The organism is Streptococcus sp. k-402 (assembly GCF_013277515.1).
In the GTDB taxonomy this organism is placed as follows: Bacteria; Bacillota; Bacilli; order Lactobacillales; family Streptococcaceae; genus Streptococcus.
Map to the genome: position 1 here is coordinate 18,179 of NZ_VMNB01000001.1, position 26,491 is coordinate 44,669.

Here is a 26,491-nt window from a genome sequence, read left to right on the forward strand (position 1 = left end):
AAGTCAGTAACATATATACAGCAAGGCGACGCTGACGTGGTTTGAAGAGATTTTCGAAGAGTATTAGAAAATGCCGATAAGGGTCTGCATACCAAGAGTGGTGAGGATGATGGCAATCCAGCAAATGGCTCCGAGAACAATGGATTTTCCGCTGGATTTGATCATAGTGACAAGATTTGTTTTGAGGCCGATAGCACTCATGGCCATGACAATAAGGAATTTAGAGAGTTGTTTGAGAGGGGTAAAGAAACTACTGGACACACCTAGAGAGGTGAGTAGTGTAGTGAGGAGAGAGGCAAGGATAAAGTAAAGGATAAAAAGTGGGAAGACTTTTTTCAGTTGTAGGCTTTGCTTGTTTTCTTGTTGGCGACTTTGCCAGTAGGATAGAAAGAGCGTGATAGGGATAATGGCCAAAGTACGTGTGAGTTTAACAATGGTTGCAGACTCGAGGGTATTGCTTTGGTAAAGACTGTCCCAAGCGCTGGCGGCAGCCGTTACAGAGGAAGTGTCGTTGACCGCAGTCCCTGCAAAGAGGGCGAAGCCTTCATTGGATAGATGAAGCCAGGTGCCGAGGGTTGGAAAGATGAGCGCAGCCAAGACATTGAAGAAAAAGATAACGGAAATGGATTGGGCTACTTCCTTTTCCTTAGCATCAATAACGGGCGCTGTCGCAGCAATGGCAGAACCACCACAGATTGAAGAACCTACTCCAACCAAGGTAGCCAGTTTTGTATCCAGTGCAAAGAAGCGCTGGAAGAAGTAGGCAATAATCAGAGCTATTGAGATAGTGGACAGGATGACAGGGAGGGAAGATTGGCCAACTGCGAAGACCTGCGAGATATTGAGACCAAAACCAAGCAAGACAACGGCATATTGGAGCAATTTTTTAGAACTAAAGGTCAACCCCGCATCCAGTTGTTTATAGGACGAGAGAAAGGGATGTAGGAGCATGCCTATGAAAATGGCAAAAACGGGCGCGCCAATCACAGGGAAGAATCCTCCTAAGTACCAAGATACGATAGAAATGAGAAGGCAGGCCAAGATACCTGCTCCATTTTTTGATAGAAATGACATAAAAACCTCCAAATAAAATCTATTACCATTATGGACATAAAAACAGGAAAAGTCAAATAAAAAGTGGAAAGCTATTCTATCATGTATTTTTGCGGTCGGGGGGCTTTTGTAGTATAATAGAGATACGTTTTTACAGTAGGAGGTATCTATGGACTTAACTAAGCGCTTTAATAAACAGTTAGATAAGATTCAAGTTTCGTTGATTCGTCAGTTTGACCAGGCTATTTCTGACATTCCTGGGGTTTTGCGTTTGACCTTGGGGGAACCTGATTTTACAACGCCAGACCATGTCAAGGAGGCGGCCAAGCGAGCGATTGATCAGAACCAATCCTACTATACAGGGATGAGTGGCCTGCTGACTCTACGTCAGGCAGCCAGTGACTTTGTTAAGGAAAAGTACCAACTGGACTATGCTCCTGAGAATGAAATCTTGGTTACAATTGGGGCGACAGAGGCTTTATCTGCGACTTTGACAGCTATTTTGGAAGAGGGAGACAAGGTGCTCTTGCCAGCTCCTGCCTATCCGGGTTATGAACCGATTGTCAATCTAGTTGGGGCAGAGATTGTCGAGATTGACACGACTGAAAATGGGTTTGTCTTGACTCCTGAGATGTTGGAGAAGGCCATTTTGGAGCAGGGAGACAGGCTCAAGGCGGTTATTCTTAACTATCCAGCTAATCCGACAGGAATTACCTATAGTCGGGAGCAGTTGGAAGCTTTGGCAACTGTTTTACGCAAGTACGAAATTTTCGTTGTCTGTGATGAGGTTTACTCAGAATTGACCTACACAGGCGAAGCCCATGTGTCTCTGGGAACCATGTTGAGAGATCAGGCTATTATTATCAATGGTCTATCTAAATCACATGCTATGACAGGTTGGCGTTTGGGTCTGATTTTCGCTCCTGCAGCCTTTACAGCTCAGTTGATTAAGAGTCACCAGTACTTGGTGACTGCCGCAAATACCATGGCTCAACATGCTGCGGTAGAAGCCTTGACGGCTGGTAAAAATGATGCGGAACCTATGAAGAAGGAATACATCCAGCGTCGAGATTATATTATCGAGAAAATGACTGCTCTTGGTTTTGAGATTATCAAACCAGACGGTGCCTTCTATATCTTTGCTAAGATTCCAGCGGGCTACAATCAAGACTCCTTTGCTTTTTTGAAGGATTTTGCTCAGAAGAAGGCTGTTGCCTTTATCCCTGGTGCAGCCTTTGGACGTTATGGGGAAGGCTATGTTCGCCTATCTTATGCAGCCAGCATGGAGACGATCAAAGAAGCCATGAAACGACTTGAGGAGTATATGAGAGAAGCATGATTCAGTCTATCACGAGTCAAGGCTTGGTGCTCTACAATCGCAACTTTCGTGAGGATGACAAGCTCGTCAAGATTTTTACAGAGCAGGCTGGTAAACGCATGTTTTTTGTCAAACACGCTGGTCAGTCCAAACTGGCGCCTGTTATTCAGCCCTTGGTGTTGGCACGATTTTTCTTGCGAATCAATGATGATGGGCTTAGCTACATTGAGGACTATCATGAGGTGATGACTTTTCCCAAGATCAATAGCGATCTTTTTGTCATGGCTTATGCGACCTACGTGGCAGCTCTTGCAGATGCTAGTTTGCAGGACAATCAGCAGGATGCTCCCTTGTTTGCTTTTTTGCAAAAGACCTTGGAGTTGATGGAAGAGGGCCTGGATTATCAGGTTTTGACTAATATTTTTGAAATTCAAATCTTGACCAGATTTGGGATCGGCCTCAATTTTAATGAGTGTGTCTTCTGCCATCGGGTCGGTCAGGCTTTTGACTTTTCTTTCAAATATGGAGCCTGCCTCTGTTCAGACCATTATCAGGAAGATGAGAGACGTTGCCATCTCAATCCCAATATCCCTTATCTGCTCAATCAGTTTCAAGCCATTGATTTTGAGACTTTGGAGACCATTTCGCTCAAGTCTGAAATCAAGCAAGAGTTACGCCAATTTATGGATCAACTCTACGAAGAGTACGTTGGGATTCACCTAAAATCAAAGAAATTTATTGATTCCCTATCCGACTGGGGACAATTACTAAAAGAGGAAAAGAAATGAAAAAAATCGCAGTAGATGCCATGGGGGGAGATTACGCACCTCAGGCAATCGTTGAGGGTGTCAATCAAGCTCTAGCTGACTTTTCAGATATCGAGGTTCAACTCTACGGAGATGAAGCTAAAATCAAGCAATATTTAACAGCAACAGAGCGCGTCAGCATTATCCATACGGATGAGAAGATTGATTCAGACGATGAACCTACGAGAGCTATTCGGAAGAAGAAGAATGCCAGTATGGTATTGGCGGCCAAGGCTGTCAGAGAAGGCGAAGCAGACGCTGTACTATCAGCTGGGAATACAGGTGCTTTGTTGGCAGCAGGATTCTTCATCGTGGGTCGTATCAAGAATATTGATCGACCAGGGCTTATGTCGACTTTGCCGACTGTAGATGGGAAGGGGTTTGACATGCTAGACCTCGGTGCTAATGCAGAAAATACAGCCCAGCACCTCCATCAATATGCGGTTCTAGGTTCCTTCTATGCTAAAAATGTTCGTGGAATTGCGCAACCACGCGTTGGCTTGCTCAACAACGGAACAGAGAGTAGTAAGGGCGACCCGCTTCGTAAGGAAACTTACGAATTACTAGCAGCTGATGAAAGTTTGAACTTTATCGGAAACGTGGAAGCGCGTGATTTGATGAATGGCGTTGCAGATGTTGTTGTGGCAGATGGTTTCACGGGAAACGCTGTGCTCAAATCCATCGAAGGGACAGCCATGGGAATCATGGGCTTGCTCAAGACCGCTATTACAGATGGTGGTCTTCGAGCGAAACTAGGCGCACTCCTTCTCAAGGATAGACTCAGAGGTTTGAAAAAACAGCTCAACTACTCAGATGTTGGTGGAGCGGTCTTGTTTGGTGTCAAGGCACCTGTTGTCAAGACTCATGGCTCAAGCGATGCCAAAGCTGTTTATAGTACAATTCGCCAGATTCGTACCATGCTAGAAACAGACGTAGTTGCCCAGACTGCGCGTGAATTTTCAGGAGAATAAAAGAGATGACAGAAAAAGAAATTTTTGACCGTATTGTGACCATTATCCAAGAGCGACAGGGAGAGGACTTTGTCGTGACAGAATCCTTGAGTCTGAAAGATGATTTGGATGCTGACTCAGTTGACTTGATGGAGTTTATCTTGACGCTGGAAGATGAATTTAATATCGAAATTAGTGATGAAGAAATTGACCAACTGCAAAGTGTAGGAGATGTGGTTAAAATCATTCAAGCAAAATAAAGATAAGAAGTTCCAAGGCATTTGCTTTGGAATTTTTCTTTAGTTCAAGTGACCGTTTAGGAACAGATTTAGTCTTTCTAGGGACAGTAGAAATCTGAGGAGAAATAAGGGATATAATAGAGTCAGAAAAAATCAATCTCCAAAAAGGAGAAAAAAGAAAGGATTTTCACGATGAAAAAATATCTTTATTCTAGTTTGTTAGTTCTTGCAGGAGGCGTTCTCCTAGCAAATACTACGGTAGCCTATGCTGATTCCCCATCAGCAAGTGAGAAAGAAGCGATTGCTCAATTAGTTAATCAAGGCAAGATAAAAGCTGAAGAAGCTGATCAAGTAAAATTGATTGGTTTTGAAGATAAAGAAACCCAAGCAGAGGGAAATCAAGAGAAGAAAGCTTTCAATCAATATCGTGATCCGAAAGGAACATGGATGCAAACCAATGGTAAATGGTGGTTTAAATACGGTTCAGGTGGTTATGCTAAAAATTGGGAACAATTAGATGGCAAGTGGTACTATTTTGATGACCAAGGATGGATGAAAGAAAATACTTGGATTCAACCTGATGGTAATTATTACTACTTATCTGCTAGTGGTGCTATGGTCACTGGTTATCAACGTGTAAATGGTACACCATACTTCTTTAGAGCCAGTGGTGTATGGGTAGAAAATCGTGGACAGGCACTTGGTGAATATGCCGAGACATTTGTAGGGAAAATCCCATATGTTTGGGGTGGGGCAGATTTGAATAGTGGCGTAGATTGCTCAGGATTTACGATGGCTATTCATGCTAAGTTTGATATTAGTATTCCTAGAGTGACTTATGGTCAAGCAACAGGAGGAAGCTATGTAAGTAATGGTTCTCAACAAGCTGGAGATTTGATTTTGTATAATAGTGAAGAGACAAATGACCATGTAGGTATTTATGTTGGTGGTGGAAAGGTAGTTCATGCTCCGTATCCAGGTCAATATGTTTCTTATATGGATCAATACGGTATTACTCAAAATACAATTCGTAGATATTGGTAATATTGTCTAATCTTTCACAATATTATTGACTTTGATTATGAAAAGTATTAGAATATAGCTAAATAAAGAGGGGAAACCCTCCTATAGCTATTCAATAAAGGAGGAAATGGCTATGAAAAAATCTAAACTACTCACTCTTGGTCTGCTTGTAGGTGCTGGTCTGCTTTTGTCTATCAACCAAGCACAGGCTGCAGATACTTGGGTTAAAAATGGTGCTGACTGGAATCTTTCACAAGATGGCAGTCTAGCTAAGGATAAATGGGTACAAAATGCTGGCTCATGGTATCACTTTGACAGCACTGGTAAAATGCAGACAGGCTGGCTCAAAGACGGCAATACTTGGTATTCTCTAGCAGATAGTGGTGCTATGCGCACAGGCTGGTACAAGGAAGGTAACACATGGTACTCACTAGCTAATAGTGGTGCCATGCGTACAGGTTGGTACAAAGAAGGATCTACTTGGTACTATCTCAAAGACAGTGGCGCTATGGCAACAGGATGGGCGACTCCAAATGGTAAATGGTCTTACTTTGAAAAATCAGGTGCTATGGTCGCAGATAGAGCTGTTCCAGCCAGTGATGGGGAAAGTTATGTCATTGGTAAGGATGGCTATCTAGCAAATAGAAAAGATGCTGGATACAGTATTCATGATATTGTCAAACTTGGAGATGGGCAAGAATATTTGCTAAATGCTAAAGGTGACGATGTTATTATTGAAAAAAATGCTTGGTATATCAGACCAGAGTTCAAGAAGTTTTCTAATAAATATGGGGATGAGGTTGCAAATACTACCTTAGCTCTAGTGGATAATAAAGAAGAAGGACAAGAAATTGATCCTAAGGCAGTTGTACAGAACTTCCAAAACTTACCAAATCGCTACTACTTTGATGAAAATGGACATCGTGTGGTTAATATCCCAGCAATGACCACCTATTCAGAGATTAAAAAAGTTGGTAATGATGTCTATTTAGAAAATCCAGGTGCACGACTTCGTCTTGGAGCTACCCACTTTACAATCAATAACAATAAACTATACTATTTAGAAAATGAGCAAGGTAAGCTCAAAACAGGTTACTTTGTATTAATTGATGATGGTATGGCTACAACCCACTATCACTTCCTAGCCTATGCGGATCAATCTGGTGAAATTCTTAAGATGAAACGCTTGCCATCAGGAGTTTCAGATTATCTTGATAAAGAAATTGATGGTTTATATGGTGAAAAAATCAAAATTGAATCTCCACACTCAAACGAATATTATAAAGTGGTTGTGGTTAAATAAAAATAACATCTTCACAACTAATCGTTAACGCTCTAACCAATATACCATTTTCAGGAGGCTTTAGATTTCTTGTATTTCAAAAGAAAACTAAAGCCTTTTGTAGATGGAACAGGGGATAGAGTTATCTATGAAATAATGAAAAGGAGTCTGTCATGGAAATGAAAAATACATTTGTAGAATTAGAACAATTTGAAGAGTTAACTCCAGAGGTTTTGGAGGAAGTGAATGGTGGAGGGATTTTTGAAGATATTTACCATTGGCTACATCTACGCCCAGAGCCAAGATAGTATTTTGATTAAAATGTGTTAACTAAACAGATTTATGATTATATTTCTTGAATTTTTATGTTTCATATTGATTTTAATCAATATACTAGCTCCTCCGATTTATCTGGGTGGTCAACTATCTAAATCATTTTATGACAAACGTTCTATATTTCTTTTGGTAGTTTTACATCTAGCTGCTACCTTCGTTTTTCCGAGTTTCTCTCATATTGCTAATTTATTATTCTTTTATATAATATTTTTGATTGTGTTAAAGAAAAAGAAGAAGGAAGCTCTCTTTCTTGCCCTCTATCTATTTGTGTTTTATCAAAGTATTCGATATTTGATTTTGACATTTATAATACGATTGATATTTGACTACTCTGAACTATCTGATTTTTTACACAGTGGATTTAATTCTGTATTTAGTTTGATTTCGTTGTTTTTGTCTGTTGTCATTTTAAGACGATGGGGAATTGATTTCAATATATTATTTTTAGATAAATTTCAATCGTTAGTGATGAAAAGTATGTGGATTTTATTCTTATTGTTTGGTTTCAGACTGTTTTCATCCATCATGTCTGGGGGATGTAATCCTTTCTACGTTCGTTTTGACACGACCATTTCTCTCTTGATTTTCATTCTCTTTTTCTCTTGGCTCTTTTACATCAAGCATTTGGAGCAGGTTTATCGTGATGAGCAGACCATTCAGAGACAGGAAGAAGAAAATCGTTCCTTACAAGGGATGGTGGACAAGCTAGGTCATCTCTATGATGAGGTTCGAGGTTTCCGTCATGATTTTGCGGGAATTGTCGCCAGCATGGAGCCTGCCATAGCTAATCAAAACATGGCTGAGGTTTCTACCATTTATCAAGATGTCTTTCTAAAGACCAATGAAAAGCTGAGGAAGGCGGATTACACGGCTTTTAATCTTCATAATATCCATGACATAGCCATTCGCAATACCTTGGCAAAAGCCATGATTGTGGCAGATAATCAGGGAATTCATTTTAGTTTGGAGACGGTGGGGGTTGTCGAAGAGCTGGCTTTGCCTATGTTGGAGGCTATCCGTATCCTCTCTATTCTCACGACAAATGCTTTAGAAGCAGCCAGTGAGGCGGAAAATCCGCAGATTCGGGTTGTTTTATTGGCAGGTGATAGGAGTGTCCGTTTTATCATTGAAAACACTCGTAAGAAAGAAGAATTAAATCCCAGCATTCTCAGTCAAAAGGGGTATTCGACCAAGGGAAATCACAGTGGACTGGGCTTAGCGACCTTGGAGGATATGGTTTTTCATTATGATTTAAACTTAGATACCCAGCTAGGAGAGACGACTTTTAGACAAGATTTAGAATTGCCATTTAAGGATGAGAAACGAGGGGGAGAGAAATGAGAATTTTAGTTTTGGAAGACGATAGAGTCCAGCAAGGACGGATAGAGCAGACTTTACTAGATATTGGTCGCTCTCGCAATTTGAGATTGGAAATTGATATTGCCAAAAGCTATGGAGATGTTGAAAAGTATTCTCAGTATTTTGACCATTACCAGCTCTATTTATTAGATTTAGAGATTGATGGAGAGCGTGAACGGGGCTTTCAGGTTGCCCAACAGGTTCGAGAGCGGGATCCTTTTACAAGCATTGTCTTTGTGTCCACGCACTCGGAGGCCTTGCCTCTAGCTTTTCGTTACCACTTGTCTGCCTTGGATTTTATTTCCAAGGATCAGCCTGAGGAGGATTACCGTCATCAGCTGGAGCGCTGTCTGGACTATGTACTGGCAGTGGACAAGAGGGAAAATATGCGCCTCTTTACTTATAGTTTTGAGGGAAGACGGGGATTCACTCTACCCTACCATGAGATTTTAGCTTTTGAAACCTCAGTGGAATCCCACCGTATCAAGGTTTATTATGCCAATCATTCTATCAAGACCATTTATGGCAGTCTCAAGGATATCGTTGCCAAGGCTGAAAAAGATTACTTTGTCTATGCCAATCGCAATACTTTAGTCAGTTTACAGGCAATTGAAGAGATGACTGCCACAGAAGTGACCTTGTTAGAAGGCTTGCACTTCCCCGTATCACGAACAGCCAGAAGAACACTTAAAAAACATCTCAATGTCTAATATCTGTTAGACTTGGATGAGTTTATCAATAAGAATGTCGGAAAATTTTCTGATATTCTTATTTTTTTGACTTCTTTTTCGAATAGATAAGTAAGAGGAAACAGAAAGGAGCCTAATTTATGTATCTACCAATTTTCTATCCATGGTTTACTAAATTATTTTTCAAATAAATTTAATTAGTTGTACATTTTCGAAATTTTTTTCGAATAAGATAAGTAAGAGGAAAAGGAAAGGAGTCTAATTCATGTATCTACCAATTTTCTATCCATGGTTTACTAAATTATTTTTCAAATAAATTTAATTTAGTTGTATATTTTCGAAATTTTTTTCGAATAGATAAGTAAGAGGAAAAGGAAAGGAGCCTAGTTCATGTTTATATCAATGTTCTACCCATGGTTCACTGAGTTATTTTTTAAATAAATTTAATTTAGTTGTACATTTTTGAATTGTTTTTCGAATAAATAAGTGAGAGGAAAAAGGAAAGGAGTCTGGTTTATGTATCTACCGATTTTCTATTCATGGTACATTAAATTATTTTTGAAATAAAATTTAATTTCGTTGTGTATTTTCGAATTATTTTTCGAATAAATAAGTGAGACGAAAAGGAAGGAGACTACGCGATGTATTTACCAATCTTATTGCCATGGTTTATCAAATGGTATTTAAAATAAATGAAATTTACCTGTTCATTTTAAATCACTTCTCAAATAGATAAGTGAGAAGAAAAGGAATTCAGTAATTTATCTATTCTGGTTTTTAAAATGCTTTAAGATCCAGAAATCGTAAACTAAAAAATAGAAATAAAGGAGAAAAAAGATGACAAATTTTGACAAAATGGAACAGAACTTTGTAGCTCTTACAGAAGAAGAGTTGATGAATGTAGATGGAGGAATTGCACCAATTATTATTGGTGGTGTAGTTATTGGTTGGAAATTAATTGGAGGTGTAGCTGCGCTTGCTACAGTTTCAGCAGGTGCGGGCATAGCTGCAGGATATTATGCTAATCGACCATAATTTTGTAGATATATATGAAATTTGTTAAATTAATGTTGAAGATTTGGCCTGAGCTTATGGTATTACTTAGTTCAATATCTTATACAATTATCAGGTTGGTAGCTGATGTGAATAAGCTACCCTTACCTACATGGTTTGATGATTTTAATATACCAACAATTTCATTGTTTTTAATGGTATTCATTTTATTATATAGAAGTAAAGGAGAAAAGAATGGATAAATTTCAAGTAGTTGATGAGAAAGATTTGCAAGTAATTGAAGGAGGAATTGAACCTATTTCGATTATATTTGGCCTAAGTGCTATTGCATTTGGCGCATTTGGGGCTGGTTACACATTTGGTTCAGATTTGGCTCGTCGTGGGCGTTAGATAATGAATAATCGCAACCTTAATCTCAATACATTGTTACCTAAACTAGCCATGATATTTCCTTTGTTGGGAATAACTCTTAATGTCGCGCTTCATGTGATTCGTACAGATTCGTTAGTATCCTTTAATTGGCAATGGACTTTGGTTGGTTTGCTTTTCGCAGGATATTTTGGTATTTTTCGCAAAGATTTGTCAAAAAATAATCAAAACTATAAATGAAGAACATGAATCAAAAGGATTTTGTGCATATGAATGGTAGCGTTTTTCCGCCATTCTTGTCAGGTAATTAGGAGTTTCTTATGAAAATATTTTTATTAGGCTTTGCTGAAGGGTATTTTATCGTATCACTCATAATCTACATCGCAACGTATTTGATTTTGAGAAATCCAATCAATACCCTATTTTATCCAGAAATTTACCCCGTTTTATTTGGGCTCTTTTATCTAGGATATAAGGTCAATAAAAAGCGAGTAGAGTGAGCAGTTAAGAATGACTTATTATTCTGCGCTAAAATGGCTAGGCTAGAATCTAAGAATGCATAACATTGGAGTTTAATATGAAATTTGTTAAATCAATACTGAAAGTTTGGCCTGAAATCATGGTATTACTTAGTTCAATGTCTTATATCATCATCAGATTAGTAGCTGACATAAATAAAGTATCTTTACCTACTTGGTTTGATAATTTTAATATACCCACGATTGCATTATTTATGATGGTCTTCATTCTTTTATACAGAAGTAAAGAAAAAAGAATAGATAAAATTGAAGCAGTAGACGCTCTATAGGGAATAGGTGTCTTATAGTAACGAATCAAAAAAAGGAGTAACTATGAATCGTAATTTAGAACGGTGTTATCTATTCTGACTATGAATAGATCATACCAGAGGCGGCTTAAAAATAGCAGGGACATTAAAAATTGAAGTAACTTTAAATAGGATGTCGTAAAGGTTACTATCAATGATTTATTTGTTCCAAGCTTGCCTAGGGTGTCAGTAAAAAATCATTTTCCTTTCAATAGCATATTTTTAGTAGGTAGGACGTTTGTTCTGCCTATTTTTTGCCAAAAAAAGTGTAGTTGAGGTGTTTATTTGGAGTTTTATACTCTTCGAAAATCAAATTCAAACCACGTCAGCGTCGCCTTACCGTACTCAAGTACAGCTTGCGGCTAGCTTCCTAGTTTGCTTTTTGATTTTCCTTGAGTATTACATGTATTTTTGATGAATATTTTCATCTTTAAGATACTAGCAACTCTGGGATTTCATCTGACAATGAGTGAAAAGAGTTATATTGTACCACCGCTGTTTTCGATTATCGTTTTATATATGATTGACAAAAGAATTAGGAAGAAAAAGAAATGAATATATATTTTAGGTAGGACGTTTGTTCTACCTATTTTTTATCTTAAAAGTGCATTTGGGAGGGAGATAGGCACATTTGGGAAGGAAGTCCAGTTTTTGTTTGGGGATTGGGGTAAGATAGTTGTTATCAGATGAGTTTAGAAAAAGGAGATGAATATGAAATTTGGGAAACGTCACTATCGTCCGCAGGTGGATCAGATGGACTGCGGTGTAGCTTCATTAGCCATGGTTTTTGGCTATTATGGTAGTTATTATTCTTTGGCTCACTTGCGAGAATTGGCCAAGACGACCATGGATGGGACGACGGCCTTGGGCTTGGTCAAGGTGGCAGAGGAGATTGGTTTTGAGACGCGAGCAATTAAGGCGGATATGACGCTCTTTGACTTGCCAGATTTGACCTTTCCTTTTGTTGCTCATGTGCTTAAGGAAGGAAAATTACTCCACTACTATGTGGTGACTGGGCAGGATAGGGATAGCATTCATATTGCCGATCCAGATCCTGGGGTGAAATTGACCAAACTGCCACGTGAGCGTTTTGCGGAAGAATGGACAGGAGTGACTCTTTTTATGGCACCTAGTCCAGACTACAAGCCTCATAAGGATCAAAAGAATGGTCTGCTCTCTTTTATCCCTATATTAGTGAAGCAGCGTGGCTTGATTGCTAATATCGTTTTGGCAACACTCTTGGTAACCTTGATTAACATTGTGGGTTCTTATTATCTGCAGTCTATCATTGATACCTATGTGCCAGATCAGATGCGTTCGACGCTGGGGATTATTTCTATTGGGCTGGTCATTGTCTACATCCTTCAGCAGGTCTTGTCTTATGCTCAGGAGTATCTCTTACTTGTTTTGGGGCAACGCTTATCGATTGATGTGATTTTGTCCTATATCAAGCATGTTTTTCACCTGCCTATGTCCTTCTTTGCGACACGCAGGACAGGGGAAATCGTGTCTCGTTTTACAGATGCTAACAGTATCATTGATGCGCTAGCTTCGACCATCCTTTCGATTTTCCTAGATGTGTCAACGGTTGTCATTATTTCTCTTGTTTTATTTTCACAAAATACCAATCTCTTTTTCATGACTTTATTGGCACTTCCTATCTATACAGTGATTATCTTTGCCTTTATGAAGCCGTTTGAAAAGATGAATCGGGATACCATGGAAGCCAATGCAGTTCTGTCTTCTTCTATCATTGAGGACATCAACGGTATTGAGACTATCAAGTCCTTGACCAGTGAAAGTCAGCGTTACCAAAAAATTGACAAGGAATTTGTGGATTATCTGAAAAAATCCTTTACCTATAGTCGGGCAGAGAGTCAGCAAAAGGCTCTGAAAAAGGTTGCCCATCTCTTGCTCAATGTCGGCATTCTCTGGATGGGGGCTGTTCTGGTCATGGATGGCAAGATGAGTTTGGGGCAGTTGATTACCTATAATACCTTACTTGTTTATTTTACCAATCCTTTGGAAAATATCATCAATCTGCAAACTAAGCTTCAGACAGCGCAGGTTGCCAATAACCGTCTAAATGAGGTGTATCTGGTAGCTTCGGAGTTTGAGGAGAAGAAAACAGTTGAGAATCTGAGCTTGATGAAGGGAGATATGGACTTCAAGCAGGTTTCCTACAAGTATGGCTATGGTCGAGATGTCTTATCGGATATCAATTTGACCATTCCCCAGGGTTCTAAAGTGGCTTTTGTGGGGATTTCAGGGTCAGGTAAGACGACCTTGGCCAAGATGATGGTTAATTTTTACGACCCAAGTCAGGGAGAGATTAGTCTGGGTGGTGTCAATCTCAATCAGATTGATAAAAAGGCCCTGCGCCAGTATATCAACTATCTGCCTCAACAGCCCTATGTCTTTAACGGAACGATTTTGGACAATCTTCTCCTTGGAGCCAAGGAGGGGACGACTCAGGAGGATATCTTACGGGCGGTCGAATTGGCAGAGATTCGGGAGGATATTGAGCGCATGCCACTGAATTACCAGACAGAGTTGACTTCGGATGGGGCAGGGATTTCAGGTGGTCAACGGCAGAGAATCGCTCTGGCGCGTGCTCTCTTGACAGATGCACCGGTCTTGATTTTGGATGAAGCGACCAGCAGTTTGGATATTTTGACTGAGAAGCGGATTGTCGATAATCTTATGGCTTTAGACAAGACCTTGATTTTCATCGCCCACCGCTTGACCATTGCTGAGCGGACAGAGAAGGTGGTTGTTTTGGATCAGGGCAAGATTGTTGAAGAAGGAAAGCATGCTGATTTGCTTGCACAGGGTGGCTTTTACGCCCATTTGGTGAATAGCTAGAAAGAGGAGAGGATGAAACCAGAATTTTTAGAAAGTGCGGAGTTTTATAATCGTCGTTACCATAATTTTTCCAGTCGGGTGATTGTCCCCATGTCCCTTCTGATCGTGTTTTTACTTGGCTTTGCAACATTTGCAGAGAAGGAGATGAGTTTATCAACTAGAGCTACTGTCGAGCCTAGTCGAATCCTTGCAAATATCCAGTCAACTAGCAATAATCGTATTCTTGTCAATCATTTGGAAGAAAATAAGCTGGTTAAAAAGGGAGAGCTGTTGGTTCAATATCAGGAAGGGGCAGAGGGTATCCAAGCAGAGGCCTATGCTAGTCAGTTGGACATGCTTAAGGATCAAAAAAAGCAATTGGAGTATTTGCAAAAAAGTCTGCAAGAAGGGGAGAACCACTTTCCAGAGGAGGATAAGTTTGGCTACCAAGCCACCTTTCGCGACTACCTCAGCCAAGCAGGCAGTCTTAGGGCTAGTATATCGCAACAAAATGAGACCATCGCGTCCCAGAATGCAGCAACTAGCCAAACCCAAGCCGAAATCGGCAATCTCATCAGCCAAACAGAGGCTAAAATTCGCGATTACCAGACAGCTAAGTCAGCTATTGAAACAGGTGCTTCCTTGGCCAGTCAGAATCTAGCCTACTCTCTCTACCAGTCCTACAAGTCTCAGGGCGAGGAAAATCCGCAAGCTAAATCCCAGGCAGTGGCACAGGTTGAAGCGCAGCTTTCTCAGTTAGAATCTAGTCTTGCTACTTACCGTGTCCAGTATGCAGGTTCAGGTACCCAGCAAGCCTATGCGTCAGGTTTAAGTAGTCAATTGGAGTCTCTCAAATCCCAACACTTGGCTAAGGTTGGTCAGGAATTGACTCTTCTAGCCCAGAAAATCTTGGAGGCAGAGTCAGGTAAGAAGGTTCAGGGAAATCTTTTAGACAAGGGGAAAATTACGGCGAGTGAGGATGGGGTGCTTCATCTTAATCCTGAGACCAGTGATTCTGCCATGGTAGCAGAAGGGGCTCTACTAGCCCAACTCTATCCGTCCTTGGAAAAAGAAGGGAAAGCCAAAGTAACAGCTTATCTTAGTTCAAAAGATGTAGCAAGGATCAAGGTCGGTGATTCTGTTCGCTATACGACGACTCATGATGCCAAGAATCAACTTTTCCTAGATTCTACTATTACAAGTATTGATGCGACAGCTACTAAGACTGAAAAAGGGAATTTCTTTAAAATCGAGGCAGAGACTAATCTAACTTCGGAGCAGGCTGAAAAACTTCGTTACGGGGTGGAAGGTCGTCTGCAGATGATTACGGGCAAGAAAAGTTACCTACGTTATTATTTAGATCAATTTTTGAACAAAGAGTAATGTTCGTATTTTTAGAGTTAAATGATTTTAAAACTGTAAGAAAGATTCTTCTTGCAGTTTTTTCTTTATGATTTTCGAGGCCACTACGTTATTTATTCGGTTAAATTCTTGTAATTTTAGGTTTTTTATGGTAGAATGTGCTCAAGTAATACGAAAGGCGAACTTTAAAATGTCAAAACAATTGATCTATTCGGGAAAAGCTAAAGATATCTATACAACAGAGGATGAAAATCTTATTATTTCAACTTACAAGGACCAGGCGACTGCTTTCAATGGTGTTAAGAAGGAGCAGATTGCAGGTAAGGGAGTGTTGAATAATCAGATTTCATCTTTTATTTTTGAAAAATTAAATGCGTCTGGTGTGGCGACTCACTTTGTGGAGAAACTTTCAGACACGGAACAACTCAATAAAAAGGTGGAAATCATTCCTTTGGAAGTCGTGCTCCGCAACTACACGGCTGGTTCCTTTTCAAAACGTTTTGGCGTAGACGAAGGAATCGCATTTGAGACTCCGATTGTTGAATTTTACTACAAAAATGATGATTTGGATGACCCCTTTATCAATGACGAGCATGTGAAATTCCTACAGATTGCGGATGAGCAGCAGATTGCCTACTTGAAGGAAGAAACCCGTCGTATCAATGAACTCTTGAAAGCTTGGTTTGCTGCGATTGGCCTCAAGTTGATTGACTTTAAGTTAGAGTTCGGTTTTGATAAGGATGGCAAGATTATCTTAGCAGACGAATTTTCACCAGATAACTGCCGTTTGTGGGATGCGGATGGCAATCACATGGATAAGGATGTTTTCCGTAGAGGATTGGGAGAACTAACAGACGTTTACGAGATTGTCTGGGAAAAGTTGCAGGGGTTGAAATAATCTGTTAGCAACGGAAAACCTTTGTCTCTCAACTAAAAGGACTCAGGCTGAAAAGGTTCCCCAGACCTTTTCACTCCGTAGGGGATTAGGAGAACTAACAGACGTTTACGAGATTGTTTGGGAAAAGTTGCAAGAATTGAAATAACAACTTCAAGGTCGTTGGAACATTGTAAGAGCTGAAATAAAGGAATAAGAATTGATGGATAAACGTATTTTTGTTGAAAAAAAGGCTGATTTTCAGGTCAAGTCAGAGAGTTTGGTGAGAGAACTCCAGCATAACTTGGGACTTTCAAGCTTGAAAAGTATTCGTATTGTGCAAGTCTATGATGTCTTTGATTTGGCGGAGGACTTGTTTGCACCTGCAGAGAAGCACATCTTCTCTGAGCAGGTGACCGACCATGTTTTAGATGAAGTATCTGTGCAGGCGGATCTTGCTAACTATGCTTTCTTTGCCATTGAAAGCCTGCCAGGGCAGTTTGACCAGCGTGCAGCTTCTTCGCAAGAAGCCTTGCTTTTGCTGGGAAGTTCGAGTGATGTAACGGTCAATACAGCACAATTGTATTTGGTCAATAAGGATATTGATGCGACTGAGTTGGAAGCGGTCAAGAACTACTTGCTCAACCCAGTTGATTCTCGTTTCAAGGACATCACGACAGGGATTGCCAAGCAGGAATTTTCTGAGTCAGACAAGACCATTCCTAAATTGACTTTCTTTGAAAGCTATAGGGCAGAAGACTTTGCTCGCTACAAGGCCGAGCAAGGGATGGCCATGGAAGTGGATGATTTGCTCTTTATCCAAGACTACTTTAAGTCAATCGGGCGCGTGCCGACGGAAACAGAACTCAAGGTTTTGGATACTTACTGGTCTGACCACTGCCGTCACACGACTTTTGAGACAGAGTTGAAACAGATTGATTTCTCAGCTTCTAAATTCCAAAAGCAATTGCAGTCAACCTATGACAAATATATCGCTATGCGTGATGAGTTGGGACGTACGGAAAAACCGCAAACCTTGATGGATATGGCAACTATTTTCGGTCGTTATGAGCGTGCCAATGGACGTTTGGACGACATGGAAGTGTCAGATGAAATCAATGCTTGCTCAGTAGAAATCGAAGTGGACGTTGATGGTGTGAAAGAACCATGGCTCCTAATGTTCAAGAATGAAACTCACAACCACCCAACGGAAATTGAGCCATTTGGTGGGGCTGCTACCTGTATCGGTGGAGCCATTCGTGACCCATTGTCAGGTCGCTCATATGTTTACCAAGCCATGCGGATCTCAGGTGCTGGTGATATTACAGCACCGATTTCAGAAACTCGCGCTGGGAAATTACCACAACAGGTCATTTCTAAGACAGCGGCTCATGGTTATTCTTCATACGGTAACCAAATTGGGCTTGCGACGACCTACGTTCGTGAATACTTCCACCCAGGCTTTGTAGCTAAACGTATGGAACTTGGTGCCGTTGTCGGAGCGGCTCCTAAGGGCAATGTCGTTCGTGAAAAACCGGAAGCGGGAGATGTGATTATTCTCCTTGGAGGTAAGACTGGACGTGATGGTGTCGGTGGTGCGACAGGTTCTTCTAAGGTTCAAACAGTTGAGTCAGTTGAGACTGCTGGTGCTGAGGTTCAAAAAGGGAATGCCATCGAAGAACGCAAGATTCAACGCCTTTTCCGTAATGGCCAAGTAACACGTCTTATCAAGAAGTCTAATGACTTTGGTGCTGGTGGTGTCTGTGTGGCTATCGGTGAATTGGCAGACGGTCTTGAAATCGACCTCAACAAGGTTCCTCTTAAATACCAAGGCTTGAATGGTACAGAAATTGCCATCTCTGAATCACAAGAACGGATGGCGGTTGTGGTTCGTCCTGAAGATGTGGATGCCTTCGTTACTGAATGTAACAAAGAAAATATTGACGCTGTTGTTGTGGCGACAGTGACTGAAAAACCAAATCTTGTCATGCACTGGAATGGTGAAACCATTGTCGACTTGGAACGTTGTTTCCTTGATACTAATGGTGTACGTGTTGTGGTAGATGCTAAGGTCGTTGACAAGGATGTCAAGCTTCCAGAAGAACGTCAAACATCTGCTGAAACCCTTGAAGCGGATACTCTTGAAGTCTTGTCTGATCTCAACCATGTGAGTCAAAAAGGCTTGCAGACCATCTTTGACTGTTCGGTCGGTCGTTCTACAGTCAACCATCCGCTTGGTGGTCGCTACCAACTCACACCGACTGAGGCTTCTGTGCAGAAATTGCCTGTACAACATGGTGTGACTCATACTGCCTCAGTCATGGCTCAAGGATTTAACCCTTATTTGGCAGAATGGTCTCCATACCACGGTGCTGCTTATGCGGTTATCGAAGCTACGGCTCGTCTAGTAGCGACAGGTGCCAATTGGTCTAAGGCTCGCTTCTCTTACCAAGAGTACTTCGAGCGCATGGACAAACAAGCTGAGCGTTTCGGTCAGCCAGTAGCTGCTCTTCTAGGTTCTATCGAAGCTCAGATTCAGCTTGGCTTGCCATCTATCGGTGGGAAGGACTCTATGTCTGGTACCTTTGAAGAGTTGACGGTGCCACCAACCTTGGTTGCCTTTGGGGTAACGACAGCAGATAGCCGTAAGGTGCTCTCTCCAGAATTTAAAGTTGCTGGGGAAAACATCTACTACATCCCAGGTCAAGCTCTTGCTGCAGAGATTGATTTTGACTTGATTAAGTCTAACTTTGCTCAGTTTGAATCCCTTCAAAAGGCTCACAAAGTAACAGCTGCTTCAGCTGTCAAATACGGCGGTGTGGTTGAAAGTTTGGCACTTGCTACTTTTGGAAATCATATCGGTGCAGAGGTAATCTTGCCTGAACTTGAAAGTTCTTTGACAGCACAATTGGGCGGATTTGTCTTCACATCTCCTGAAGAAATTGCTGGAGTAGAGAAAATCGGTCAAACAAGTGCAGACTTTACACTCCTTGTCAACGGTGTGAAGCTAGATGGACACAAGCTTGACAGTGCCTTCCAAGGAAAACTGGAAAAAGTTTACCCAACAGAGTTTGCCCAAGCCAAAGAACTAGATGAAGTACCAGCTGTGGTATCAGATGTTGTGATTAAAGCAAAAGAAAAGGTTGAAAAACCTGTGGTTTACATCCCAGTCTTCCCAGGCACCAACTCGGAATATGACTCAGCCAAGGCCTTCGAAAAAGAAGGTGCAGAGGTTAACTTGGTACCATTTGTGACCTTGCATGAAGAAGCCATTGTCAAGTCAGTTGAAACTATGGTTGACAACATCGGCAAGGCTAACATCCTCTTCTTTGCAGGTGGTTTCTCAGCTGCGGACGAGCCAGATGGTTCAGCTAAGTTTATTGTCAATATCCTGCTCAATGAAAAAGTGCGTGCAGCTATTGATAGCTTTATCGCCCGTGGTGGCTTGATTATCGGTATCTGTAATGGATTCCAGGCCTTGGTCAAATCAGGTCTTCTTCCATACGGAAACTTTGAAGATGCTAGCAGTACTAGTCCAACCCTCTTCTACAATGATGCCAACCAACACGTGGCCAAGATGGTGGAAACCCGTATTGCCAATACTAACTCACCATGGCTTGCTGGAGTGGAAGTTGGTGAGATTCATGCCATTCCTGTTTCACACGGTGAAGGAAAGTTTGTCGTGACGGCTGAGGAATTTGCAGAGCTTCGTGACAATGGACAAATTTTCAGCCAATATGTTGACTTTGACGGCAAACCAAGTATGGATTCTAAGTACAATCCAAATGGTTCTGTCCATGCCATCGAAGGAATTACCAGCAAGAATGGCCAAATCATCGGTAAGATGGGCCACTCAGAACGTTATGAAGACGGTCTTTTCCAAAATATTCCAGGAAATAAAGACCAGCACCTGTTTGCGTCGGCGGTTAAGTACTTTACTGGAAAATAAGACTTACAGATTTTCTAATAGATAGTATCAGTAATGTAAAAGTCATGTAGATTTAGCTCTTGGTGCTACACAAATAAAAATTAGGTATATAAAATGACATACGAAGTAAAATCTCTTAATGAAGAATGTGGTGTTTTCGGTATCTGGGGACATCCAGATGCTGCTAAATTGACCTATTTTGGTCTCCACAGTCTTCAGCACCGTGGTCAGGAGGGGGCAGGAATCCTCTCCAACGATCAGGGACAATTGAAGCGCCATCGTGACATGGGACTTTTATCAGAAGTCTTCAGAAATCCTGCTAATTTGGATAAATTGACGGGAACTGGTGCGATTGGGCATGTGCGTTACGCGACTGCTGGCGAAGCTTCTGTAGATAATATCCAGCCTTTCCTCTTCCGTTTTCACGATATGCAGTTTGGTTTGGCTCATAATGGAAACTTGACCAATGCTGCCTCTCTCAAGAAAGAATTGGAACAAAGAGGAGCAATTTTCAGCGCGACTTCGGACTCTGAAATCTTGGCTCACCTCATTCGTCGCAGTCATAATCCTAGCCTGATGGGCAAAATCAAGGAAGCGCTCAGCCTTGTCAAAGGTGGTTTTGCCTATATCTTGCTGTTTGAGGACAAGTTGATTGCGGCTCTTGACCCCAATGGTTTCCGTCCACTTTCTATCGGGAAAATGGCCAACGGAGCGGTGGTGGTTTCCTCTGAAACCTGTGCTTTTGAGGTTATTGGTGCTGAATGGATTCGTGATTTGAAGCCAGGTGAGATTGTGATCATTGATGACAAGGGCATCCAGTATGATAGCTATACAGATGATACTCAGTTAGCAATCTGTTCTATGGAGTATATCTATTTTGCTCGCCCTGATTCTAACATTCATGGTGTCAATGTTCATACGGCACGTAAACGTATGGGTGCTCAATTGGCGCGTGAATTCAAGCATGAGGCGGATATCGTGGTCGGTGTGCCCAATTCTTCCCTCAGTGCGGCTATGGGATTTGCGGAAGAATCTGGTCTGCCAAATGAAATGGGACTTATCAAGAACCAATACACGCAACGGACCTTTATCCAACCGACTCAAGAATTGCGGGAGCAAGGGGTGCGGATGAAACTATCTGCTGTTTCTGGTGTTGTAAAAGGCAAGCGTGTGGTTATGATTGATGACTCTATTGTACGTGGAACAACCTCTCGTCGTATCGTTCAGCTCTTGAAAGAAGCGGGTGCAACTGAGGTTCACGTTGCCATTGGTAGTCCAGCGCTAGCTTATCCATGTTTCTACGGGATTGATATCCAGACCCGTCAGGAGCTGATTGCGGCCAATCATACGGTTGAAGAAACGCGCCAAATCATTGGTGCAGATAGTCTGACTTACCTTTCTGTTGAAGGTTTGATTGAGTCGATTGGGATCGAAACAGATGCGCCAAATGGCGGTCTCTGTGTCGCTTACTTTGACGGTGACTACCCAACACCTCTCTACGACTACGAAGAAGACTATCGTCGAAGTTTGGAAGAAAAGACCAGTTTTTACAAATAGACAATAGATCCTCCATTAAAGAAAAGGAATATAAAAATGACAAAAAATGCTTATGCCCCACGTCTCACTACTGACTAAAAGCTAAAGCATTTGTCAGTAGACGCTTTCTCCTATGGGACCAAAGCTAGAGACCTGACTAGTATTTTTAGATAAAATAATTGTTTATCTAAAAATACGTCGCAATCTTTCCCAAAAAAAGAAAAGGAAAAATAAAATGGCAAATAAAAATGCGTACGCTCAATCTGGTGTGGATGTTGAAGCGGGTTATGAAGTTGTTGAACGAATTAAAAAGCACGTGGCTCGTACGGAGCGTGCAGGTGTCATGGGAGCTCTTGGTGGCTTTGGTGGTATGTTTGACCTTTCAAAGACTGGGGTTAAAGAGCCTGTCTTGATTTCAGGAACTGACGGTGTCGGAACCAAGCTCATGTTGGCTATCAAGTACGACAAGCACGATACCATCGGTCAGGACTGTGTGGCCATGTGTGTCAATGATATCATCGCTGCGGGTGCGGAGCCCCTCTATTTCCTTGACTACGTAGCGACAGGGAAGAATGAACCAGCTAAACTAGAACAAGTAGTTGCTGGTGTGGCAGAAGGTTGTGTGCAGGCAGGCGCTGCCCTCATCGGTGGGGAAACAGCTGAAATGCCTGGTATGTACGGCGAAGACGACTATGATTTGGCTGGTTTTGCGGTCGGTGTGGCTGAAAAATCTCAAATCATTGACGGTTCAAAGGTGGCAGAAGGAGATGTTCTTCTCGGACTTGCTTCAAGTGGGATTCATTCCAATGGTTACTCTCTCGTCCGTCGTGTCTTTGCGGATTACACAGGTGAGGAAGTCCTGCCAGAATTGGAAGGCAAGAAACTCAAGGAAGTTCTTCTTGAGCCGACTCGTATCTATGTCAAGGCTGTTTTGCCACTCATCAAGGAAGAGTTGGTCAACGGCATTGCCCACATCACTGGTGGTGGCTTTATCGAAAATGTCCCTCGTATGTTTGCAGCTGACTTGGCTGCTGAGATTGAAGAAGACAAGGTTCCCGTGCTTCCAATTTTCAAAGCTCTTGAGAAATACGGTCAGATCAAACACGAAGAAATGTTTGAAATCTTCAATATGGGTGTGGGGCTTATGCTAGCAGTTAGCCCTGAAAATGTAAGTCGTGTCAAGGAATTGCTGGATGAACCAGTCTATGAAATTGGCCGTATCGTCAAGAAAGAAAACGAAAGTGTCATCATCAAATGAAAAAAATAGCGGTTTTTGCCTCTGGTAATGGCTCAAATTTTCAGGTGATAGCGGAACAATTTCCAGTGGAGTTTGTTTTTTCAGACCATCGTGACGCCTATGTGCTCGAGCGTGCAGACAAGCTCGGCGTTTTGTCCTATGCTTTTGAACTCAAGGAGTTTGAGAGCAAGGCAGACTACGAAGCAGCCCTTGTCGAGCTTTTGGAAGAACACCAGATTGACTTGGTTTGTCTAGCAGGCTACATGAAAATTGTTGGGCCTACTTTACTGGCAGCTTATGAAGGCAGGATTATCAACATTCATCCAGCCTACTTGCCAGAATTTCCAGGAGCTCATGGGATTGAAGATGCTTGGAATGCTGACGTGAATCAGTCTGGTGTGACCATTCACTGGGTGGATTCGGGTGTGGATACAGGAAAGGTCATCAAACAAGTGCGTGTGCCACGGCTGGCTGATGATACGATTGACAGTTTTGAAGCTCGGATTCATGAAGCGGAATATCAGCTCTATCCAGAAGTGTTGGAATGTTTGGGAGTAGGGAGAAGATAAGAAGTAAATCAAATTTTGATTGTGCAATCTTGCTAGGAGAAAAAATGATTGAGATAAAATTAGTAGATGAGAGCAGTTTTCAGGCAGTGCTGGATTTGAAAATATCTGAAGCTGATGAACGAGCACGTTTCGTGTCTCCAAATGTACGCTCTTTAGCTGACGCATGGCTCTACCGAGAGAATGGGGATGTGTTTCCAATGGCAATTTATTGGAATGAGCTTGTAGTTGGTTTTCTCCTGTTGGAAATAGATAAGGATGAAGCGGAATACTTTATCTGGCGGATAATGATTGGCCAGCAGTACCAAGGAAGAGGTTATGGACGAAAAGCCGTGGAAGTTCTGATCAAAAAGGCACAGATGGATAGCGATTGCAATCATATTATCGCAGATTATGTGGTTGGAAATGAAAAAATGAAGCACCTGTTGACTAGTTTGGGTTTTCAGGAAACAGGATTTATAGAAGAAAATAATGAAGTCGCTATGCGCTTGGACCTAAAGAAAGAGGAATAGAATGACGAAAAAAGCTTTAATCAGTATCTCAAACAAAGAGGGTATTGTTGAATTTGCCCAAGAACTTAAAAAAACTCGGTTGGGACATCATCTCAACAGGTGGAACCAAGGTTGCCCTTGATAATGCTGGGGTGAGCACCAGTGCCATTGATGATTCATAAGATATCTTTGATTCAAAATTGGAGTCAGTGATTGTTGAAGACGGCTTCAAACGGAGGTATTTGTAATGTTAGAATCTAAAAAAACAACTCGATATGTATTTTATGTCTATCTGATGTTATTAACTTGGGGAATCTTATTTAAGTTTGAGACCAATCCTGAATTTATAGCATTTTTCTTAGCTCCAAGGTACATCAATTGGATTCCATTTTCAGAACCACTAATAGTAGATGGAAAAATTGTTTTTGCTGAAATGTTATTTAATCTGATTTCCTTTATTCCATTAGGTGTTTGTTTCCCTCTGATAAAAACTAATTTATCTAGTTTAAGAATAGTCGGGACAGGTTTCTTGATTGGTCTATTGTTTGAGTGCTTACAGTATATTTTAGCAATAGGTATAACAGATATCACGGATTTGACTTTAAATACGCTAGGTGTTTGTGTAGGCTTACTGATTTATCAAATTTTTATAAGAGTGTTCAAATCACAGATTAGAAAATGGGTCAATATCTTAGGTATGCTTAGCCTTGGTTTTGCTTATCTTGTTTTACTGTTACTGTTACTGCATTTAATTGGTGTTTAACTAATGATTAAAAAGGAGAATATAATGACTAAACGCGCCTTAATCAGCGTATCAGACAAAGCGGGCATTGTTGAATTTGCCCAGGAACTTAAAAAACTTGGTTGGGAGATTATCTCGACAGGTGGGACCAAGGTTGCCCTTGATACTGCTGGGGTGGACACCATTGCTATCGATGATGTGACTGGTTTTCCAGAAATGATGGACGGTCGTGTCAAGACCCTTCACCCAAATATCCACGGTGGATTACTCGCTCGTCGTGATTTGGATAGTCACTTGGAAGCAGCCAAGGAGAACCAAATTGAGCTTATCGACCTAGTTGTGGTCAATCTTTACCCATTTAAGGAAACCATCCTCAAACCAGATGTGACGTACGCGGATGCTGTGGAGAATATCGATATTGGGGGTCCGTCTATGCTTCGCTCAGCAGCGAAAAATCATGCCAGCGTAACAGTTGTGGTAGATCCTGCTGACTATGCAGTGGTTTTGGACGAGTTGTCAGCCAATGGTGAAACAACTTACGAAACTCGACAACGTTTGGCAGCCAAGGTTTTCCGTCACACAGCGGCTTATGATGCCTTGATTGCAGAGTATTTCACAGCTCAAGTCGGAGAAAGCAAACCAGAAAAACTGACCTTGACCTATGATCTCAAACAAGCCATGCGTTACGGTGAGAACCCTCAACAAGACGCGGACTTCTACCAAAAAGCTTTGCCGACTGACTACTCGATTGCTTCAGCCAAACAGCTCAACGGGAAAGAATTATCATTCAATAACATCCGTGATGCTGATGCTGCTATCCGTATCATCCGTGATTTTAAAGACCGTCCAACCGTTGTGGCTCTCAAACACATGAACCCATGTGGGATTGGTCAAGCTGATAATATCGAAACAGCTTGGGACTACGCTTATAAGTCTGACCCAGTGTCTATCTTTGGTGGTATCGTTGTGCTTAACCGTGAGGTGGATGCTGCGACAGCTGAGAAGATGCATGGTGTATTCCTTGAAATCATCATTGCACCAAGCTATACGGATGAAGCGCTAGCCATTTTGACCAACAAAAAGAAAAACCTGCGTATCCTTGCCTTGCCATTTGATGCTCAAGAGGCTAGCGAAGTGGAAGCAGAATACACAGGTGTAGTTGGTGGACTTCTGGTGCAAAACCAAGATGTGGTCAAGGAAAGCCCAGCTGACTGGCAAGTGGTGACCAAACGCCAGCCAACTGAGACAGAAGCGACAGCTCTTGAGTTTGCTTGGAAAGCTATTAAATACGTCAAATCAAACGGAATTATCGTGACCAACGACCACATGACACTTGGTGTTGGTCCAGGTCAAACTAACCGTGTGGCTTCAGTCCGTATTGCCATTGACCAAGCTAAAGACCGTCTTGACGGCGCTGTGCTTGCTTCTGATGCCTTCTTCCCATTTGCGGATAATGTGGAAGAAATCGCCAAAGCAGGTATTAAGGCTATCATCCAGCCAGGTGGGTCCGTCCGTGATCAGGAATCCATCGAAGCTGCTGACAAATACGGCTTGACTATGGTCTTCACAGGAGTGAGACATTTTAGACATTAAGAACGTTAAAGGGAAGAAAACAGTTTCTTTCCTTTTTTGCGTAAAAATGCGGAA

At 41.6% G+C, this 26,491-nt stretch carries 26 protein-coding genes and 1 pseudogene; 26 read left to right on the forward strand and 1 reads right to left on the reverse strand.

From position 1 onward, the window contains the following. Nucleotides 1–63: 63 nt before the first annotated feature. Nucleotides 64–1,074 (reverse strand): YeiH family protein, encoded by a 1,011-nt coding sequence (locus tag HT724_RS00110; protein WP_173276569.1) that lies wholly within the window; start codon nt 1,072–1,074, stop codon nt 64–66. Between the two features lie 148 nt (nt 1,075–1,222). Here HT724_RS00110 and HT724_RS00115 point away from each other — a divergent pair, with 148 nt between their 5' ends. The 26 genes and pseudogenes from HT724_RS00115 to purH all read left to right on the forward strand — a co-directional run bounded on the left by HT724_RS00115 (nt 1,223) and on the right by purH (nt 26,437). After that, complete coding sequence (locus HT724_RS00115) at nt 1,223–2,392, forward strand: pyridoxal phosphate-dependent aminotransferase (protein ID WP_173276568.1); 1,170 nt, start codon at nt 1,223–1,225, stop codon at nt 2,390–2,392. Further along, the gene (gene recO / locus HT724_RS00120; RefSeq protein WP_173276567.1) at nt 2,389–3,159 is read left to right on the forward strand and encodes a DNA repair protein RecO; all 771 of its coding nucleotides are present in this window, start codon (nt 2,389–2,391) and stop codon (nt 3,157–3,159) included. Before HT724_RS00115 ends, recO begins: the two co-directional genes overlap by 4 nt. Continuing rightward, a complete protein-coding gene (gene plsX / locus HT724_RS00125; protein WP_173276566.1) occupies nt 3,156–4,148 on the forward strand; it encodes a phosphate acyltransferase PlsX in 993 nt (330 codons plus the stop codon). The genes recO and plsX overlap by 4 nt, the downstream gene beginning before the upstream one ends. A gap of 5 nt (nt 4,149–4,153) precedes the next feature. Continuing rightward, nucleotides 4,154–4,387: an acyl carrier protein gene (locus HT724_RS00130; protein WP_000136445.1), complete on the forward strand. Its 234-nt coding sequence runs from the start codon at nt 4,154–4,156 to the stop codon at nt 4,385–4,387. 171 nt (nt 4,388–4,558) lie between these two features. Beyond that, a complete protein-coding gene (locus tag HT724_RS00135; RefSeq protein ID WP_023947430.1) occupies nt 4,559–5,410 on the forward strand; it encodes a C40 family peptidase in 852 nt (283 codons plus the stop codon). Nucleotides 5,411–5,522: 112 nt separating this feature from the next. Next, nucleotides 5,523–6,692, forward strand: coding sequence for an N-acetylmuramoyl-L-alanine amidase family protein (locus tag HT724_RS00140; protein WP_173276565.1), 1,170 nt, complete (start codon nt 5,523–5,525; stop codon nt 6,690–6,692). Between the two features lie 152 nt (nt 6,693–6,844). Continuing rightward, nucleotides 6,845–6,979 (forward strand): ComC/BlpC family leader-containing pheromone/bacteriocin, encoded by a 135-nt coding sequence (locus HT724_RS00145; RefSeq protein ID WP_049551059.1) that lies wholly within the window; start codon nt 6,845–6,847, stop codon nt 6,977–6,979. A 505-nt stretch (nt 6,980–7,484) separates the two neighbouring features. Beyond that, nucleotides 7,485–8,348, forward strand: coding sequence for a GHKL domain-containing protein (locus HT724_RS10095; RefSeq protein ID WP_240156701.1), 864 nt, complete (start codon nt 7,485–7,487; stop codon nt 8,346–8,348). Continuing rightward, a complete protein-coding gene (locus HT724_RS00155) occupies nt 8,345–9,076 on the forward strand; it encodes a response regulator transcription factor (protein WP_173276563.1) in 732 nt (243 codons plus the stop codon). The genes HT724_RS10095 and HT724_RS00155 overlap by 4 nt, the downstream gene beginning before the upstream one ends. Before the next feature lie 816 nt (nt 9,077–9,892). Then, nucleotides 9,893–10,090, forward strand: coding sequence for a class IIb bacteriocin, lactobin A/cerein 7B family (locus HT724_RS00160; protein ID WP_000180825.1), 198 nt, complete (start codon nt 9,893–9,895; stop codon nt 10,088–10,090). Between the two features lie 213 nt (nt 10,091–10,303). Beyond that, nucleotides 10,304–10,459, forward strand: coding sequence for a smi_0061 family bacteriocin-like peptide (locus HT724_RS00165; RefSeq protein WP_000357248.1), 156 nt, complete (start codon nt 10,304–10,306; stop codon nt 10,457–10,459). A gap of 3 nt (nt 10,460–10,462) precedes the next feature. Further along, nucleotides 10,463–10,678, forward strand: coding sequence for a bacteriocin immunity protein (locus HT724_RS10105; RefSeq protein WP_240156702.1), 216 nt, complete (start codon nt 10,463–10,465; stop codon nt 10,676–10,678). 80 nt (nt 10,679–10,758) lie between these two features. Further along, nucleotides 10,759–10,938, forward strand: coding sequence for a hypothetical protein (locus HT724_RS00170; RefSeq protein WP_173276562.1), 180 nt, complete (start codon nt 10,759–10,761; stop codon nt 10,936–10,938). Nucleotides 10,939–11,015: 77 nt separating this feature from the next. Beyond that, on the forward strand, nt 11,016–11,246 hold the full coding sequence (locus tag HT724_RS00175; RefSeq protein WP_173276561.1) for a bacteriocin immunity protein: 231 nt from the start codon (nt 11,016–11,018) through the stop codon (nt 11,244–11,246). Between the two features lie 729 nt (nt 11,247–11,975). Then, nucleotides 11,976–14,129, forward strand: a complete 2,154-nt coding sequence (gene comA, locus HT724_RS00180; protein WP_173276560.1) for a peptide cleavage/export ABC transporter ComA — start codon at nt 11,976–11,978, stop codon at nt 14,127–14,129. A 12-nt stretch (nt 14,130–14,141) separates the two neighbouring features. Next, entirely contained in the window at nt 14,142–15,491 is a 1,350-nt protein-coding gene (gene comB / locus HT724_RS00185; RefSeq protein WP_173276559.1) for a competence pheromone export protein ComB, read from the forward strand. Nucleotides 15,492–15,660: 169 nt separating this feature from the next. Next, on the forward strand, nt 15,661–16,368 hold the full coding sequence (purC, locus tag HT724_RS00190; RefSeq protein ID WP_173276558.1) for a phosphoribosylaminoimidazolesuccinocarboxamide synthase: 708 nt from the start codon (nt 15,661–15,663) through the stop codon (nt 16,366–16,368). A gap of 1 nt (nt 16,369) precedes the next feature. Continuing rightward, complete coding sequence (locus tag HT724_RS10440) at nt 16,370–16,513, forward strand: phosphoribosylaminoimidazolesuccinocarboxamide synthase (protein WP_173276577.1); 144 nt, start codon at nt 16,370–16,372, stop codon at nt 16,511–16,513. 54 nt (nt 16,514–16,567) lie between these two features. After that, nucleotides 16,568–20,293, forward strand: a complete 3,726-nt coding sequence (locus tag HT724_RS00200; RefSeq protein ID WP_173276557.1) for a phosphoribosylformylglycinamidine synthase — start codon at nt 16,568–16,570, stop codon at nt 20,291–20,293. A gap of 93 nt (nt 20,294–20,386) precedes the next feature. Then, entirely contained in the window at nt 20,387–21,829 is a 1,443-nt protein-coding gene (gene purF, locus HT724_RS00205) for an amidophosphoribosyltransferase (protein WP_049501033.1), read from the forward strand. A 214-nt stretch (nt 21,830–22,043) separates the two neighbouring features. Next, on the forward strand, nt 22,044–23,066 hold the full coding sequence (purM, locus tag HT724_RS00210; protein WP_125393686.1) for a phosphoribosylformylglycinamidine cyclo-ligase: 1,023 nt from the start codon (nt 22,044–22,046) through the stop codon (nt 23,064–23,066). After that, nucleotides 23,063–23,614 carry a phosphoribosylglycinamide formyltransferase gene (purN, locus tag HT724_RS00215; protein WP_173276556.1) on the forward strand — a complete coding sequence of 184 codons (552 nt, stop codon included), beginning with the start codon at nt 23,063–23,065 and terminating at the stop codon, nt 23,612–23,614. The genes purM and purN overlap by 4 nt, the downstream gene beginning before the upstream one ends. 44 nt (nt 23,615–23,658) lie before the next feature. Further along, nucleotides 23,659–24,123 (forward strand): GNAT family N-acetyltransferase, encoded by a 465-nt coding sequence (locus HT724_RS00220; RefSeq protein ID WP_061759850.1) that lies wholly within the window; start codon nt 23,659–23,661, stop codon nt 24,121–24,123. Between the two features lies 1 nt (nt 24,124). Beyond that, nucleotides 24,125–24,281 (forward strand): annotated as a pseudogene (locus tag HT724_RS00225) (bifunctional phosphoribosylaminoimidazolecarboxamide formyltransferase/IMP cyclohydrolase); the annotation flags it as partial. Between the two features lie 68 nt (nt 24,282–24,349). After that, nucleotides 24,350–24,865, forward strand: a complete 516-nt coding sequence (locus HT724_RS00230) for a VanZ family protein (protein ID WP_173276555.1) — start codon at nt 24,350–24,352, stop codon at nt 24,863–24,865. Nucleotides 24,866–24,889: 24 nt separating this feature from the next. Further along, the gene (purH, locus tag HT724_RS00235; protein WP_173276554.1) at nt 24,890–26,437 is read left to right on the forward strand and encodes a bifunctional phosphoribosylaminoimidazolecarboxamide formyltransferase/IMP cyclohydrolase; all 1,548 of its coding nucleotides are present in this window, start codon (nt 24,890–24,892) and stop codon (nt 26,435–26,437) included. The last annotated feature ends 54 nt before the right edge of the window (nt 26,438–26,491 follow it).

Bases quoted from the DNA above. Each gene is read 5' to 3' on its own strand.
- HT724_RS00110 (WP_173276569.1), bottom strand. From the start codon at position 1,074: ATGTCATTTCTATCAAAAAATGGAGCAGGTATCTTGGCCTGCCTTCTC.
- HT724_RS00115 (WP_173276568.1), top strand. From the start codon at position 1,223: ATGGACTTAACTAAGCGCTTTAATAAACAGTTAGATAAGATTCAAGTT.
- recO (WP_173276567.1), top strand. From the start codon at position 2,389: ATGATTCAGTCTATCACGAGTCAAGGCTTGGTGCTCTACAATCGCAAC.
- plsX (WP_173276566.1), top strand. From the start codon at position 3,156: ATGAAAAAAATCGCAGTAGATGCCATGGGGGGAGATTACGCACCTCAG.
- HT724_RS00130 (WP_000136445.1), top strand. From the start codon at position 4,154: ATGACAGAAAAAGAAATTTTTGACCGTATTGTGACCATTATCCAAGAG.
- HT724_RS00135 (WP_023947430.1), top strand. From the start codon at position 4,559: ATGAAAAAATATCTTTATTCTAGTTTGTTAGTTCTTGCAGGAGGCGTT.
- HT724_RS00140 (WP_173276565.1), top strand. From the start codon at position 5,523: ATGAAAAAATCTAAACTACTCACTCTTGGTCTGCTTGTAGGTGCTGGT.
- HT724_RS00145 (WP_049551059.1), top strand. From the start codon at position 6,845: ATGGAAATGAAAAATACATTTGTAGAATTAGAACAATTTGAAGAGTTA.
- HT724_RS10095 (WP_240156701.1), top strand. From the start codon at position 7,485: ATGTGGATTTTATTCTTATTGTTTGGTTTCAGACTGTTTTCATCCATC.
- HT724_RS00155 (WP_173276563.1), top strand. From the start codon at position 8,345: ATGAGAATTTTAGTTTTGGAAGACGATAGAGTCCAGCAAGGACGGATA.
- HT724_RS00160 (WP_000180825.1), top strand. From the start codon at position 9,893: ATGACAAATTTTGACAAAATGGAACAGAACTTTGTAGCTCTTACAGAA.
- HT724_RS00165 (WP_000357248.1), top strand. From the start codon at position 10,304: ATGGATAAATTTCAAGTAGTTGATGAGAAAGATTTGCAAGTAATTGAA.
- HT724_RS10105 (WP_240156702.1), top strand. From the start codon at position 10,463: ATGAATAATCGCAACCTTAATCTCAATACATTGTTACCTAAACTAGCC.
- HT724_RS00170 (WP_173276562.1), top strand. From the start codon at position 10,759: ATGAAAATATTTTTATTAGGCTTTGCTGAAGGGTATTTTATCGTATCA.
- HT724_RS00175 (WP_173276561.1), top strand. From the start codon at position 11,016: ATGAAATTTGTTAAATCAATACTGAAAGTTTGGCCTGAAATCATGGTA.
- comA (WP_173276560.1), top strand. From the start codon at position 11,976: ATGAAATTTGGGAAACGTCACTATCGTCCGCAGGTGGATCAGATGGAC.
- comB (WP_173276559.1), top strand. From the start codon at position 14,142: ATGAAACCAGAATTTTTAGAAAGTGCGGAGTTTTATAATCGTCGTTAC.
- purC (WP_173276558.1), top strand. From the start codon at position 15,661: ATGTCAAAACAATTGATCTATTCGGGAAAAGCTAAAGATATCTATACA.
- HT724_RS00200 (WP_173276557.1), top strand. From the start codon at position 16,568: ATGGATAAACGTATTTTTGTTGAAAAAAAGGCTGATTTTCAGGTCAAG.
- purF (WP_049501033.1), top strand. From the start codon at position 20,387: ATGACATACGAAGTAAAATCTCTTAATGAAGAATGTGGTGTTTTCGGT.
- purM (WP_125393686.1), top strand. From the start codon at position 22,044: ATGGCAAATAAAAATGCGTACGCTCAATCTGGTGTGGATGTTGAAGCG.
- purN (WP_173276556.1), top strand. From the start codon at position 23,063: ATGAAAAAAATAGCGGTTTTTGCCTCTGGTAATGGCTCAAATTTTCAG.
- HT724_RS00220 (WP_061759850.1), top strand. From the start codon at position 23,659: ATGATTGAGATAAAATTAGTAGATGAGAGCAGTTTTCAGGCAGTGCTG.
- HT724_RS00230 (WP_173276555.1), top strand. From the start codon at position 24,350: ATGTTAGAATCTAAAAAAACAACTCGATATGTATTTTATGTCTATCTG.
- purH (WP_173276554.1), top strand. From the start codon at position 24,890: ATGACTAAACGCGCCTTAATCAGCGTATCAGACAAAGCGGGCATTGTT.